Here is a 14,102-nt window from a genome sequence, read left to right as displayed (position 1 = left end):
AGATATCAGCACGCTTTGCAGCCTTTTTAGTTCGCCAAACGGTCACGCAGATCGGATCGGCCATGAACCAACGAAGCCCCGAGCGTTTCGGGCCGGGGCATGATTTCCGTGTAATCGCCTGCCCCGGATGGAGTCCCTGCGGGGTCATCCGGAGCTTCACGCGGACTCAGAATTTGTGACGAATACTCATGGACACGCCCGTTTGGCTGGCACCCGGCGTAATCGCGCTCCCGAAGCCATTCAAGCCGAGATTTGAGTTGTCCTTATTGCGGACGTAGCCAACGGTAAAGAAGGCGTCCGTACGCTTGGACAAGGCGTAATTGGCCGATGCCACCAGTTCCCAGGGATCCTGGCCGTTGCGCTTGTTGTTGAAGTAGTAGCCCGCGCCGGTCAGGGTGAGGGCCGACGTTACCGCGTAGCGGTAGCCCAGCCAATACAGGTCGTTGCGACGCGCCCCGCCGATGTCGCCATTGAACCAGCGATATCCTGCCAGGATCGTCGACTTCCCGAAAGAGAAATTCGCCGCCGCGGCGATGCGACGGTCGGCCTGTGCCGAGTTCTGACCGGTGATGCCGCGCGTGCCTTGCTGCTGGTCGTAGACGACCGTCGCGCCGAACGGGCCGCTTGCATACTCCACGCCGCCGCCGAAAGCCCGATCGCTCTTGACGTCGCCTGGCGTCTCGCCGGAGATGGTGCTGCCAGTTGCGGTTGTCACGGTGGTGCCGCGCGCGAAGCTATAGAAGGCGGTCGCGGTGACCGGCCCAAACTTGCCGGTGTACTTGGCAGTGTTATCGTAGCGGCCCACCAGCGTGGAATCCAGGCCAAGCGCCGAATAGCGCGCCGCCATCACCATCGGTTCGTAGTTGATCAGCAGGTCATACAGGGAATTCTGCTGGCGGCCCAGCGTCAGCCTGCCCCATTGGTGTTCCACGCCGATGAACGCTTGCCGGCCGAACAAGCGCCCCCCCTGGCTCATCACGCCGGTGTCGAGATCGAAGCCACTCTCCAATACAAACAGTCCCTTCAGGCCACCGCCCAGATCTTCCGTGCCGCGCAAACCCCAGCGTGAACCCGATACGTTGCCCGAATTCATGCGTGTCACGGAATTGCCGTTCGCATTGGCGTGATTGAGAAACTCGACCCCGATGTCCGCCACCCCGTATAGGGTGACTGAACTCTGCGCGCTGGCAATCGGCACGGCAAAGGGCGCGGCAACAGCCAGCAGTGCGGCGGCGTAGTGCTTGTTCATTCGTCTCCTCCTGTTCATATCTCGACTTGTGCTTTTCAGTCTCTGGTAGCGACCCTATGCTTGCTCGGCTACTATTGACCGAAGATTATGGGCGACCAAAATGTATATCCACCAAAGTGCCATGTCAACTAAGATCTTCGGCGACACCCACTGACGTGCGGCATCCTGCAGGACGAACAAGCAATGGGCGCAAAAAGTTAACGACAGTGGCAGCGGGGAAGTGGGCTCTCATCGCGCGTCGGCTAACGGAAGCACGGGGGCCCATTTCCATCCGTGGGGATGCTGCGCACGCAGCGTGTTGACTGCCTTGCCGCAGGACGGAATGAAAGGTGCAGTCCTGCCGAAGACGGCGACGACGACGTCATAGGAAATGGTATGCCAGTCGCACGGTAGCCGTTGGAATACCTGGCTCATTGACGCCGCGCCATAAAGGCGGAGCACCTGCGATGGGCAATGTGACCGGGATAACCGCGTTCCCCTTTGCGTTGGGAAGCCATGCCACGACCGACTTGGCGGCCATATATCCCAATGCCAGCCCCTCCAACGGGACATGCAAGAATCAACGACAAAGGATGTCTGGTTTGCATCCTCGCCATGCGCTTTTCCCTGGGGAGATGTAATTCCCCAGGGCCTCGCGTGGCATCAGTTGTTGAACTTGATCCCGTGATCTCGTACGAGCTTCGACCATCGCTCAGTTTCCTTGCGCGTTAGATCAGCCATCTGCTCAGGTGTGAGATTTAAAGGCTCATGGGCAAATGTCTTCAGCGCGTCCTTTACAGCCGCGGTGGCAGCCGCCTTGTGCAAGAATTCACGCATGGTTGCTGCAACGGCAGGGGGCGTTCCAGCCTTGAAATAAAAGCCATACCACACGCCCATGAGGAAATCCGGCAAGTCCTCCTCGCGCGTTATTGGAATCTGCGGGAACGCGGGAGTGCGCTCAGGGGTGGCAAACGCCACGCCCTTGAGTCGTCCGGTTTGCCAAAAGGTCAGGGAAGAACTAGCATCGGCGAAGACCGCGTCGGCTTCGCCTGACGCCACGGCGAGCATCGCAGCAGCCGTCGTCTTGTAGGGCACGACTAGCAACTTGATGCCTGCGCTGGCTTGCAGAAACTCGCATGCCATCCGCAGCGAAGGCGAGGCGCTCGCGCAGGTGTACTTGCCGGGCTGCGCGCGGGCCGCCTTGACGAACTCGTGAAGTGTCTTAAACAGTGCCGTCCCACCAATACTCATTACCATCCCGGTCTTGCTAATCGTCGCCAGGGGAAGCAAATCCTTCTGTGAATCATAGGGTAGCTTTGCCATCATGATCGGGTTCAACACCGTCCACGAACTGCTTCCGAGCAACAGGGTGTATCCGTCCGCGGGGGACCCGAGAAAGGACTGAATGCCGACAGTGCCGTCTGCGCCCGGCTTGTTCTCCACATAGACGGTCAGGCCCTGCGTTTCTCCCGTGGCCTTTGCATATGCCCGAGCCAGCAAGTCAAGCGCGCTGCCCGGGCCGCTCGGCACGACGATCTTGATTGGTCGGCCTTTCTCCGGATAGCCTTGCGCGACTGCAGGCCAAGCGATGGACAGTGCCAAGCAGAACACAAGCCAGCGCATCGGCTTGAGTTCGGTCAGTCCGCTGCATCGCAACTGAACGGCGCTGAAGCGAAGATACGATAGTCGTTGGCGCATCAGAATCAATAGACGGTGCACTGCTGGTCTCCTTGGATTGCTTGTAAGAATCAAACTGTTATGACTCGAACCTTGGGGGGTGGCAGTTTGCGAGCTTGATCCCCTGTTCGCGCCTAAATCGTGAGCTTCCTTGCGACGCATGGCAGGGATGGCGTCTGCGCCCATCGCGCTTCCAGGATTTCTGATTGTCATGACCGGCAATAAGTCTTCAAAGGTCGTACGGTAGCTACAAAATCATGATGGGCTTTAATAAGCCCGTAAGCGCGAAATTAAACTAGCTGGATCTAGCGCTTACCATCAAGCGAACTTCTCAAACCGACGCAGCACGGCGAGCGTCCTGCATCCGCCTTTAAAGCCAAGTGCGATTGACGGCATCCCGTGAAACTCATGGCGTCTCCAATGCATGTCCCGCAGACTCAACAAAAGCTGATCAATATTGGTTGTCCAAACTTTAGGTCGACCATTACAGGGTGTCAACTGATTTCTATGACGGGTGGCGTGCAGGTACAAGGCCGCCCTGTGCTTCCCGCATCACGGAGCCCAGGAGCGCGCAATTTTTTGAGGTAGACGCTTCTCGAGGAACCTTATTGACACAATAATATGGTAGACATATAGTTTGGTAAACCAAAAATGCTCCGCCATTTCCTCACCGCCAACCTCTGCTGTTTTCGGGCGGTTCGAGGTCGAGGCAACGCAGGCTGGTGGTCCTCGTGAAACCGCGGCAGACGGGTCCGGGCAAGACTTCTTCTTGGAGGCGAAGAGTGAAGCTAATGAACTTGATATTTAGATCGGGCGTTGTGGCTCTAGCTGCCCTAAGCACATCCACCTACGGGCAGCAGGTCGTGCGATTCGTCACTGGCAGTGCTCCCGGAGGGGGAGTGGATGTCGTGGCGCGCGTACTTGCGGGGCCAATGGGTTCGCTCCTCGGGAAGACCGTCATCATCGAGAACAAGCCAGGTGCGTCCTATAACATTGCAGCCAATATCGTTGCCAAGGCGGCCCCGGACGGCAACACCGTCCTGGTGACCTTTAACGTTCACCCCATAGCCGGCGCGTTGCATCCGCGTCTTCCCTTCGATCCCGTGAAAGATTTCCTAGCGGTAGGGATGATCGCGACGACACCTTATGTGGTTGTGTCCAACCAGGCCCTGGCGGGAGCTAACCTCAAGGAGATGCTTGCCCTGGCCAAGGCCCAGGGTCGATCTCCTTCATTCGCCACGCTCGGCATAGGCACTCCGCAGCACCTTATGCTGGAAAGGCTCAGGTCGCAGACCGGCGTTGACATTCGCATGATTCATTACAAGGGCGTGGCGAATCTGGTCCCAGACGTTATCGCGGGTCATGTTGATTTCAGCTTGCTCACCGTCTCGTCGGCGGAAGCGCAAGTCAAGGCGGGGAAGTTAAAGGCGCTTGCTGTCACAAGCCCGCATCGCATGCCTGAGTTCCCGGACACCCCAACGGTGACGGAGGTCGGGTTCCAGGGCTTTGTGAACGACGGCTGGTATGCCGTCCTTCTTCCTGCAAAGACGCCGCATGCCGTCGCGCAAGCCTACAACACCGCGTTGAACACCGCGCTAGGTATGCCTGCTGTGGTCGACCAACTCCGCAAAGTTGGGGCAACGCCGGCACCCGGCTCGCCAGACATCCTCAGCAGGCGCTTGAGCGAGGACGCGGCGATGTGGAAACAGGTGATCGCATCGAACAAGATCAAGGCCGAGTGAATTGGCTCGGTACCGCTGGAAGATGCTCGTTTCCCAACTTCTTTTCTGGATCTCGTCATATGAGTAGTGCTGACAACTCCGCGCCCAGAGGTGAGCGCACTGGCCCACTGGCGGGTTTGAAAGTCATCGACCTGACGACCGTGCTGATGGGGCCGCTCGCGACGCAAACGCTCGGCGACCTAGGCGCCGATGTCATCAAGGTGGAAACCCCCGGTGGCGATTCAACGCGAAAAATCGGCCCTTGTGGCGAACAACGGATGGGGCCCTTCTTTCTAGGGCTTAACCGAAACAAGCGCAGCATCGTGCTGGACTTGAAGAAACTGCAGGGTCGTAAGGCGTTTCTCCGTCTGGTCAGCACGGCAGATGTCGTTGCAACCAACGTACGCCCGAACGGCATGGAGCGTCTGGGCCTGACCTATGACGACATGGCTGCGGTCAACCCGAGGCTTGTCTTCGTGAGCATGGTTGGCTTCTCACAGCGCGGCCGTTACGCGCGCTCTCCGGCCTTCGACGACCTCATACAGGCGGCCGTCGCATTGCCCTGGGCGGTTGCCCAGAACACAGATGGTGAGCCGCGCTACGTTCCGCTAAACCTGGCAGACCGCTCGGTTGGCCTGTATGCCTTCGGCGTTATCCTCGCCGCCCTTTACAGCCGCGAGAAAACAGGCAAAGGACAGCAAGTCGACGTGCCGATGTTCGAAACGATGGTGCCATACGTGCTTGGCGATCATTTTCATGGAGAGAGGTTCGTTCCACCGAAAGATGATTTCGGGTACCCCCGCATACTGGCCAAATCTCGGCGTCCATACCGGACGAAGGATGCATACGTCTGCTGCGCCATATATCACGACCACCATTGGATTGCCTTTCTGGATGTAATAGGGAAGTCGCATCTTTGGGGAACTGACCCGCGCCTTGCCAACATGACGACTCGGACAGTTCACGCAGAGGAACTCGGCGCGTTCGTCGAACGGGAACTGCAGAATCGGACGACCGCGGAATGGCAAGAAGCACTTAAGGTAGCAGATATCCCTGTTTTTCCAATGCACACCTTCGAGGGTCTGTTGGACGACGAGCACCTGCGCGACATTGGATTTTTTCACGAAGTAACCCATCCTCATGTCGGGACTATTCGCGAGATGAAGGTGCCGAGCGAATGGCTGTACACGCCTCCGACAAGCTATCGACCTGCACCGCTGCTAGGTGAGAACAGCCGTGAGATTCTTTCGCAAGCAGGTTTCGCCCAAGAGGAGATCGATGAAATGCTGCGCACGGGTGTAACTCAATAGACATCCTCGCCCCCTACCCGGGATGGAACAAAGTGCACCCCGAGGACGCTGAGTTGTTCAATGCGCTGCGCTGTCTACCCGTGCCAACGCCTCTGGCGTCCGCGCCCCATCAACTCGAGCACTGGGGTCGCAATCTAGTCGTCAATGGCGAAGTTGCACGCCGTATGGATAACCAATCCGGGACACGAGCCACGGCGCAAAAGCAGACACCCGAACATGACGTTTCCAAACGAGATACTACTTTCATGAATGACGAGCTCAACGCAGAAGTATTGCAGAACCTTCTGTTGCAGCGTTTTAGTTGCCGCGGCTTCCGACCAGAGCCTGTATCCCGGGCCATTCTGCAGCGCATCGTTGAGTTGGCACAGCGAACGGCATCCTGGTGCAACGCGCAACCATGGCAAGTACACATTTCGCAAGGTGAAGCGACGGATCAGTTCCGTGCGGTCATGGTGGCACCGCCACAGCCTGACGAGAAAGGCCCGGACTTTCCTTGGCCGCGGGAGTTTCGCGGCGTTTATCGCGAGCGGCGACGTGAGTGCGGCCTGGCGCTTTACGAAAGCGTGGGTATTGCCCGAGGTGACCGAGCCGCATCCGCACACCAGGCTCATAGGAATTTTCAGCTCTTTGGTGCTCCGCATGTGGCGATGATCACCACAGACGAAGCGCTGGGAGTGTACGGAGCTGTTGACTGTGGCGCATACGTTGCGAACTTCTTGCTTGCAGCCGCAAGCATGGGCGTTGCTACAATCCCTCAGGCAGCGCTTGCCGCTCGACCGCAGCGAGTGCGTGACTTTTTTGGCTTGCCACCCGACCGCTTGGTCGTATGTGGCATTTCCTTAGGCTATGCTGACCAGACTCATCCTGCGAATTCCTTTCGCACCCGACGAGCGGACGCGGCGACCGCCGTACAATGGCAAGGAAGCGCTTAAGAAAGCGAGGAGAGAAGTCAGCACTGGGAGTGTAACGCCAAGCCAGATTGATCCTGATGCTCGAAGACGGGGAATCGCGTGACGCGATCATGCAGCGGCTCGGTTTCGATTCGCGCTCTATCGCACGTTGGTCGCGCCGGTTTCTGGCCGAGCGGCTGGCGGGCCTGTATGCACGCCATCCCGGCAGAGCCCCAGCGCGCGCACCGGAGAAGCTTGAGGCGCGTGTGTTGAACACCACGCTCAAGCGCAAGCCGGCCGACGGGTCGACGCATTGGAGTAGTTACAAGCTGGCCGCAGAGTTGGGCAACGTGTCGGTCTCGACCGTGCAACGTATCTGGCGCAAACATGGTCCGCGCCCCCATCGACTGGCGCAGCACATGATCTCCAACGATCCGGACTTCGAGACCAAGGTTGCCGACGTCATTGGCTTGTACCTGAACCCGCCGGCGCATGCGGTGGTGTTCTGCGTGGATGAGAAGACCGCGATCCAGGCATTGGATCGCAAAGACCGCATGTTGCCACTGTCGCCCGGGCGTGCCGAAAGCCATGGATTCGAGTACAAGCGCAACGGCACCTGGAGCCTGTTTGCCGCGGTGAACACGGCCACCGGAGAAGTGCTAGGCAAGACCGCGGCGCGCCACGCCAACGAGCAGTTCGTGGCGTTTCTGACCGATATCGTGGTCCACCAGCCCGATGGTCAGGAGATCCACGTGATCTGTGACAACGTGAGCAGCCACAAGACGTTGCGCGTCCAGGAATTCCTGCGGGCCCATCGGCACGTGCACATGCACTTCACGCCCACATACTTTTCGTGGCTGAACCAGGTGGAGAATTGGTTCTCTCGTATACAGCGTAACGCAATTAGTCGCGGCATCTTTACTTCCGTGAAGGACATGGACCGGAAACTGATGCGCTATATCCGTCAGCACAACGAGAATCCGGCACCCATCAAGTGGAAGTACAACGACCTATCTCGGCGAATTCGCCCGGTGCCATTTAACTGACGCAGTGTACTAGTGGATGTCCGTCGGGATAGTGCGCGCGCGCTCGGGAAACGCCCGGCCGACGTCTGCCAGGCTGAGGCGGCGCGTGGTGGGGTGGAGCAGGCGTACGCTATACTTCTTGCGCTCGAGAAAGGCCACTATCTGGGTTGTGGGGCGTCATCGGCGTATCTGCCCATGCAGCGCTGTGTCAGGCACGGCTACTTGAGTGCCCCATTGGAGAGACGAGAGTGCTTTACTTCAGTTTGGGTCCGCGGCCCTTCATAGGATCTCTCTCAATCACGCCGCCGACTCGGACGTTTACTCGATGGAGGTTTCCCGGTTGGTACTATTTTTCAATCGAGCGTGAGTGGGGGCCAGCATAAGCACACCTGCTACAAAGGCCAGCCCTCCTAGCCCGACAAAGGCCACGGCGTAACCGACTCCCTGCTCCAGCACGGTGGCAAGCATGAAAGGGCCGATGACAGCGCCGCCGAAGGTGAAAACCTGATTGCCGCTCGAGCATTGCGCGATCCGCGCCAGGGGTACAAGCCGCAGCAACTCGGAGGTCATCAAGCCTGGCCAGCCCATCGCCGTTACAGCGATCATGCTCATGACGGCGCCTGCTTGTACCTGGGACGGGGCGTGCGGGAGCGCGCTCACTGCCATAAAAGCTCCACTCATGGCGAGACCATAGACCGCAAGCATCGCTCGGGGGCGCACCCACCGGTCAGACGCATGACCGATCGCAATCCTTCCGATGACCGCCACAAACTGCGACATTGCAAGTAGCCCCGCGGACGTCTTTAGCGGCAGTCCTAGTCCAACCAGTAGCAACACTGCATAGGCCTGAAATCCTTGTTGGACCATGGCAAAAATCATGCAGACAAAGGCCAGACGGCGCAAAGCAGGGTGTTCAAGAACCATTCGGACTGCAGAGGTCAGGTCAACGCTGGGAGGGCGCTTGCCGTAGCGCCAATCCAGCGCCGCAACCGTCCGTCCAACAGCAAGTGCAGCAATGGCGCAAGCCACTGCCGCCGCAACGATCGTTCCCCGCTCGCCTATCGAGGCGGTGGTTGCAGGCACAACCAGTGCCGCTAGGGCAATTCCGATCGGAGCCGCAGCGAACCGCAGAGACAGAAATAGCCCCATCGACCCGCTCGGGGTGTGCCGGCCCAGAATCGCCGTAAAGGCGGGATGAGGAATACCTAATGAGACTCCCAACACCAGCGCAGACAGAATGACACCAAGCAGCGTGTTGAATGCCGCGAGCGAGGCTGCAATAACTGTCACCAGCAGCATGATCTGCATCGAACGAACTGGACCGAGCCAGGGAATCCAAGGCGCGACGACGAGACCGCCGCCAATAGCCGACACATAGGTCAGGGCCGAAAAGATGCCCACGCTGTCCGCACTGACGCCTAGCCGAGGTGCCATGTCGGGAGCCATTACCGGCGCGATCGCTGGCACGAACGAGATCAGCACCTGAGATACAAAGATGGTGCCCATAGCCAGCCAAGGGCGGGGTTTGATGTCCATTGGCTGAACCTCAGGTAGCGTCACGAAATACACAGTGTGTTCTTTGGAAAGCGTGCTCCAGGCCAGCGAGCGCCTTCCTGACGTCGCATATGTGGATGGTTTGGCGCCCCGGATGAATTGCCCTCGGCAAACCAATCCATCTGTTAAACCATATATTTGGTCGGCCAAATATATGGCGGATAATTTATGAAGTCAAGCCATGTGCCCTCTGCCCAAGCCAGAGTGCCTTTTTGCCCCCAGCATCTGAAGTTGCCTCGCACAGGTGCGATATAGCACTTTTGATCGATGGCTCTTAAGCCACTGAGACCGACGGCTGGTCTGCCGGCGCTGGAGTTCGGGCGCATCGTAGCCGAAGGAAGCGGATGTTCTTCCTTGGGCTGTGGCTCCCTAAATCTCGATTTACTTGGGAGCTTTGGCTTCTGTCAGTTGGAACGCTGGCCAGAGGCGCTGCACGAGCTCCCCATCGGCAGCGTATGCGTAGCAGCTATCGATCTTCGAGGATCGTCCCTCACCTTGAGGAGCTTCGATGACGCGTACACGTAAGTATGCGAGGGATTGGAATGCCGTGGTAGCGAGAGGACCGAGAAGCTCCATGAGGTGAGTGCACCTGTCCGGTGGGCTCAGTTTCGCTCGAATCTCCTTGTTCCAGCCGCTCGTCATATGCAATCCTTTGAGTCTCTTCAGTGCGTACCCGCCCATAGGGCAAGATTCGTAAGGCGCGGTGCTGGTGAACGTTTCAATGTCGTGAACCAGCAGCGATTCATCAAAGACTATCCGCAGCCCCATGTCATGAATCGGATCACCAGCTCTTACGGTATTCTCTCGAGCTCCTGGCGGGGCAAAATCATGGCCTTTTCGGTCAGTGACCCAACCTTCCACCTCAAACAGTCCGTCGCTGCGGCGGTATGCCCGCATATCGATCCGGCGAAAGTGAAGCTCTTCGCGTTGAGATTCCAGGGTTTTGGTTTTCGAGTTTGACATAGCTATTCGCGATCCATCCGCATCCGGTTCACTTTTCCTTCGTCGAGGGTAACTCCCAGACCAGGCGCATCCGAAGCGAACAGCTTCTTTCCCTCCTGACGTATCGGTTCAATAGTGAGATCATCGGCAAGTAGTTCAATGCGGGTATCGGCCTCGCGCGCCCAGAAGCCGGGATAGCCTAGCACCACCGCCTGCGACGGCAGCGTGCGTAGCCCTCCCGCGGCACCCTCGAACACGAAGGGCAGGGTGGCCGCGTCCAGGGGATCGTTCCCCAGCCCCAGGCTGAGTCCGTACAGCATGGTGTCGCGCTCGGTATAGCGCTGGCGTACGGGGGCGAACGGTCGCTGCTTGAGGTGCTGGTAGCTCACTGCCATGTGGTGGGTTCCTATGTCTTCATCAGGAGATAGCCGTGAGCATGTCGCCAAAGTGGGTTTTGCGCTATTTGACAATGCCAATGGCCGGCTTTGGCGATTGCAAAACCGGCACCCCCGTGGCCGCGGGATGCCGGCCTTAAGCGCTGTGGAAGGCGCGCTTTCGCAATGGCTGATTGCCCGAGGGAGCAATCGCAGCGAGTATTGCGGCCAAGACAGCCTCGGTCGCCATGGCCATCCCGTGGGACCGAAGCGCCGCAAACTCCGTCGGCCCAAGCCAACGACGCGCCATGATCGAACAGACCCAATCGAACAACTTCCATGAAATCCGCGACGCCATCCGCGCGCTTTGCGCAGAGTTTCCCGACGAGTACTTCCGCAAGGTGGACGAGCAGCGCGCTTATCCCGAGGCCTTCGTCAATGCGCTGACGGAGGCCGGCTGGCTGGCGGCCCTGGTCGCGGACGCGCCGAGGCAGCGAATTCGCACGAGTTGCACGCTTTGCTTTGTAGTGGGAAAAGAGCGGATTATGCGGAAACTGCATCATTCCTGCCTGTTAGGAACCACGTGTGCAGCGCGCCTATCCCCTTCGCCTCGATTGCACCGCGCTCTTCGAACAGGAACGACTCACCCAGTAGCCGCCTAGTCGCGTCGGTGACCTGCACCCGACCGGCCACGCCGTGCGATTCCATCCGGCTGGCGGTGTTGACCGCCGCCCCCCACAAGTCGTAGATGAATTTGCGTTTCCCGATGACGCCGGCGACCACTGGGCCGCTGTTGATGCCAATGCGCATCTGCAGGTTGAAGCCGGTGCGCTGGTTGAAATGCGTGAGCGCGTCGCTCATGTCCAACGCCATATGCGCGGCCCGCATCGCGTGGTCAGGCGCCGGCTCCGGCAGCCCCGCGGCTGCCATGTAGGCGTCGCCGATGGTCTTGATCTTCTCAAGGCCGCGATAGTCGGCAATGGTGTCGAATTCGAAGAAGATCTCATTGAGGATGGCAACCAACTGCTCGGGGCTCATGTCTGCAGAGAAACGTGTGAACGCCACGATGTCCGCGAACAGAACCGTCACGTCCGGAAAGCTGTCGGCGATGAGTTCCGGAACGCCGCTCGCGATCAGGTCCGGACGCGCTTTCAGCCGTTCAGCGATCGGGTAGGGCAGCAGATTGAGCAGCAGCCGCTCCGACAATTTCTGCTCGGCGAGAATCCTGTCATAGAGGCTCTGGAGCTCGTCGTGCTGGCGGCGGATCAATTCCCAGCTTGCCTGCAGTTCTTCGTTCTTCCGCGCTAGCGCGGCCTCGGCGCGCTTCTTCTCCGTGATATTGCGGCCTTCCGGGAGCAGGAATACGACGTTCCCATTCGAATCCCTGATCGGCAGGAGGGAGAAATCGACAATGATCTTCTCCTCGCCCTCGGCTTGGCCGTAGTTTTCGAAGTCGCAACGGACAAATTCACCCTGGCTTGCACGCTGGATCAGTTCCCGCAGCAACGCCTGGGTCTCCGGCGAGACCACCCACCAGCGGGCCTCCCAGAACGGCTTCCCTCGAATGTCGTCCAGCCGAATGCCAATCGCCTCGAGCGCGGCACGGTTGATCTCGAGCATGGTGCCGTGCACGTCCAGCAGACCCACGAACTGGTACATCGCGTCCAGCATGATGCGCGCGAGCTTGTCCCGCTGGGTCTGGAAATCGTCGCTCGTGCAAAGCGTGACATCGCGCACCCGGAGTTGCCGGGAATCAGGGAACACTAGGCCAATGGAAGCCATGCTTCACCTCCTGGTGTCTCGTGGCAGCGCCACTGGGGCCGGCTCTGACGGCGATGCGGGCACAGCTCGCGCCCCATGTGGCCGGCGCACGCCGAGCACGGGCCCATTCCATGAGAAAGCCGTGACCACCTTGAACCATAGCTTGTCGTCGCCAAACCGGTCCTACGCCTCGTGCTGCCATTGGGGGAAAGGAGCTGGTTTCCCTAGCACTCGTATAAGACACACTCGGGCCGATTGCAAGTACCTCGCCACGTCGGCCCCGGCTCCAGACGCCGGGCGATTCCGGTACCACGGCGCTATTGAACTTGTCGTCCGTGACCTGCTTCAGATAATAGCCACTCAAGCCGCCCTCCACGGGCAGATATGCTTGCCAACGGCGTAATCGATCGATGGCTATCAGCCCGGACTCAAGGCGAGCACGCGTAGCGTGCCGCCGGAGTCATCCTTGATCTTCAGCGGGGCAGCGACAATCACCGAGCCTTGCGGGGGAAGCTGGTCCAGGTTGGTCAGGCATTGAAGCCCATAGCGGTTGTTGCCATGCATCAGGTAATCGCACGGGAAAGGCAGCTCCCAGCCACAGGCCTGGCCGGCATCGGTGCGATTGCCTCGACGCCAAATCCATGGCCGTCGCGCTCTTCGATCATCCACTGGACAACTTTCTGATCGGGACCCAGCGTGTGCATGCGTCTTCGCGCGCATTCACGTACGCGTCGGCGCTGGCGCGCTTTGACCAGTCGGTACGCATCAGCACCCAGGAGCGGGGTGGAATTCGCCCATGCTGGGCTTCCCATGCCTTGACGACGTCGACAGTGAGCAGGAAGTCCCGGTCCTCTGCGGCTCCCGGGAGCAGTCGATGACGCAGGCGGTGGCGAAGAATTTATCGACCGGGATCGTATCAGTCGTATTGTCCGGCCGGTCCCGGATGAGCGTCGCCCACTGTTCATCGGCTTCAACATCGGCTCCATGTGGCTGGTCGCCCTGGCCCCGGGGATCACAGCGCAACTCGTCGAGAGTGCGGAGTGGCAACTGGTATTTGTCGTCGCCGCCTTTGCGTATCTGCACCGACACCCGGACCCGTGGCTCAATCCGCGGCTCCTTCTGGGCCGTCGCTTCCTGGTCGGACCGGCTTTCTATGCCATCTATTACCATTTTGGGAGGTCTCTGGACCTACGTTGTCGCCACCATGTTGCAAGGCCGGTTGGGCTTCACCTTTCAGACGACCGGAGCGGTGCTCACCACGACTGGGTTCGCCGGCGCCATGGCGTTCACCTACGGGAGGTCTCTGCTGGTCGGCACCCGACGTTACGTCGCATTCGGCTACCTGCTGTTCGCGGCTTCCGCGTGGCTGCTCTCGCAACGAATGATGGAGGGCGCGTCTATCTGGGCGCGTCTATCGAAGTGCTGCTGCCGGCTCTCCCCCTACAGAGCTTATGCTCACCAGGGGCTTGCCTCTCGCCATGGCCACCCTTGGGGGAGTTGTATTCTCCTCGCAGGTTCCTTCACGAACACCTCGTCGAGATGCAGCACCTGAGACTGTACGCTGTGCCAGCCAGCACGCTGGAGGCTGCCGAGGTAGTGGCGGACCAGTAAGGCCGCCCC

The 14,102-nt window shown here is 59.4% G+C and carries 11 protein-coding genes and 3 pseudogenes; 5 read left to right on the top strand and 9 right to left on the bottom strand.

Annotated features, from left to right (window positions below):
- Positions 1-166: 166 nt before the first annotated feature.
- Together AC3WL8_RS30165 and AC3WL8_RS30160 are read right to left on the bottom strand one after the other, a co-directional pair.
- Positions 167-1,249, bottom strand: a complete 1,083-nt coding sequence (locus AC3WL8_RS30165) for a porin (protein ID WP_492379453.1) — start codon at positions 1,247-1,249, stop codon at positions 167-169.
- Between the two features lie 642 nt (positions 1,250-1,891).
- Complete coding sequence (locus tag AC3WL8_RS30160; RefSeq protein ID WP_492379452.1) at positions 1,892-2,947, bottom strand: Bug family tripartite tricarboxylate transporter substrate binding protein; 1,056 nt, start codon at positions 2,945-2,947, stop codon at positions 1,892-1,894.
- 749 nt (positions 2,948-3,696) lie between these two features.
- On the opposite strand from AC3WL8_RS30160, the gene AC3WL8_RS30155 reads away from it, so the two are divergent.
- The 4 genes and pseudogenes from AC3WL8_RS30155 to AC3WL8_RS30140 form a co-directional block, all read left to right on the top strand.
- On the top strand, positions 3,697-4,647 hold the full coding sequence (locus AC3WL8_RS30155; RefSeq protein ID WP_492379499.1) for a Bug family tripartite tricarboxylate transporter substrate binding protein: 951 nt from the start codon (positions 3,697-3,699) through the stop codon (positions 4,645-4,647).
- A gap of 59 nt (positions 4,648-4,706) precedes the next feature.
- Positions 4,707-5,936 (top strand): CaiB/BaiF CoA transferase family protein, encoded by a 1,230-nt coding sequence (locus AC3WL8_RS30150; RefSeq protein ID WP_492379451.1) that lies wholly within the window; start codon positions 4,707-4,709, stop codon positions 5,934-5,936.
- 245 nt (positions 5,937-6,181) lie between these two features.
- Positions 6,182-6,868 (top strand): nitroreductase, encoded by a 687-nt coding sequence (locus tag AC3WL8_RS30145; protein WP_492379450.1) that lies wholly within the window; start codon positions 6,182-6,184, stop codon positions 6,866-6,868.
- Between the two features lie 35 nt (positions 6,869-6,903).
- Positions 6,904-7,872, top strand: a pseudogene (locus AC3WL8_RS30140) (IS630 family transposase); the annotation flags it as partial.
- Between the two features lie 297 nt (positions 7,873-8,169).
- On the opposite strand, the gene AC3WL8_RS30135 reads toward AC3WL8_RS30140, so the two are convergent.
- The 3 genes and pseudogenes from AC3WL8_RS30135 to AC3WL8_RS30125 all read right to left on the bottom strand — a co-directional run.
- Positions 8,170-9,387, bottom strand: coding sequence for an MFS transporter (locus tag AC3WL8_RS30135; protein WP_492379449.1), 1,218 nt, complete (start codon positions 9,385-9,387; stop codon positions 8,170-8,172).
- 399 nt (positions 9,388-9,786) lie between these two features.
- Positions 9,787-10,368 carry a DUF2889 domain-containing protein gene (locus AC3WL8_RS30130; RefSeq protein WP_492379448.1) on the bottom strand — a complete coding sequence of 194 codons (582 nt, stop codon included), beginning with the start codon at positions 10,366-10,368 and terminating at the stop codon, positions 9,787-9,789.
- Between the two features lie 134 nt (positions 10,369-10,502).
- A pseudogene (locus AC3WL8_RS30125) lies at positions 10,503-10,742 on the bottom strand (3-alpha,7-alpha,12-alpha-trihydroxy-5-beta-cholest-24-enoyl-CoA hydratase); the annotation flags it as partial.
- A 287-nt stretch (positions 10,743-11,029) separates the two neighbouring features.
- Between AC3WL8_RS30125 and AC3WL8_RS30120 the strand changes: the two are divergent.
- A pseudogene (locus AC3WL8_RS30120) lies at positions 11,030-11,197 on the top strand (acyl-CoA dehydrogenase family protein); the annotation flags it as partial.
- Positions 11,198-11,264: 67 nt separating this feature from the next.
- Here the strand turns inward: AC3WL8_RS30120 and AC3WL8_RS30115 are convergent.
- The 4 genes from AC3WL8_RS30115 to AC3WL8_RS30100 form a co-directional block, all read right to left on the bottom strand.
- Entirely contained in the window at positions 11,265-12,503 is a 1,239-nt protein-coding gene (locus tag AC3WL8_RS30115) for an adenylate/guanylate cyclase domain-containing protein (RefSeq protein WP_492379447.1), read from the bottom strand.
- A complete protein-coding gene (locus tag AC3WL8_RS30110) occupies positions 12,475-12,858 on the bottom strand; it encodes a transporter (RefSeq protein WP_492379446.1) in 384 nt (127 codons plus the stop codon). The genes AC3WL8_RS30115 and AC3WL8_RS30110 overlap by 29 nt, the downstream gene beginning before the upstream one ends.
- Before the next feature lie 41 nt (positions 12,859-12,899).
- Positions 12,900-13,046: a hypothetical protein gene (locus AC3WL8_RS30105; protein ID WP_492379445.1), complete on the bottom strand. Its 147-nt coding sequence runs from the start codon at positions 13,044-13,046 to the stop codon at positions 12,900-12,902.
- A gap of 97 nt (positions 13,047-13,143) precedes the next feature.
- The gene (locus tag AC3WL8_RS30100) at positions 13,144-13,320 is read right to left on the bottom strand and encodes a cyclase family protein (RefSeq protein WP_492379498.1); all 177 of its coding nucleotides are present in this window, start codon (positions 13,318-13,320) and stop codon (positions 13,144-13,146) included.
- Positions 13,321-14,102: the final 782 nt, after the last annotated feature.

Source organism: Cupriavidus sp. FW305-F7 (assembly GCF_058782875.1).
Note: the sequence above shows the minus strand (reverse complement) of the source record. Positions and strands in the feature narration are given on the sequence as shown.

Bases quoted from the DNA above. Each gene is read 5' to 3' on its own strand.
- AC3WL8_RS30165 (WP_492379453.1), bottom strand. From the start codon at position 1,249: ATGAACAAGCACTACGCCGCCGCACTGCTGGCTGTTGCCGCGCCCTTT.
- AC3WL8_RS30155 (WP_492379499.1), top strand. From the start codon at position 3,697: ATGAACTTGATATTTAGATCGGGCGTTGTGGCTCTAGCTGCCCTAAGC.
- AC3WL8_RS30150 (WP_492379451.1), top strand. From the start codon at position 4,707: ATGAGTAGTGCTGACAACTCCGCGCCCAGAGGTGAGCGCACTGGCCCA.
- AC3WL8_RS30145 (WP_492379450.1), top strand. From the start codon at position 6,182: ATGAATGACGAGCTCAACGCAGAAGTATTGCAGAACCTTCTGTTGCAG.
- AC3WL8_RS30135 (WP_492379449.1), bottom strand. From the start codon at position 9,387: ATGGACATCAAACCCCGCCCTTGGCTGGCTATGGGCACCATCTTTGTA.
- AC3WL8_RS30130 (WP_492379448.1), bottom strand. From the start codon at position 10,368: ATGTCAAACTCGAAAACCAAAACCCTGGAATCTCAACGCGAAGAGCTT.
- AC3WL8_RS30115 (WP_492379447.1), bottom strand. From the start codon at position 12,503: ATGGCTTCCATTGGCCTAGTGTTCCCTGATTCCCGGCAACTCCGGGTG.
- AC3WL8_RS30105 (WP_492379445.1), bottom strand. From the start codon at position 13,046: ATGCATGGCAACAACCGCTATGGGCTTCAATGCCTGACCAACCTGGAC.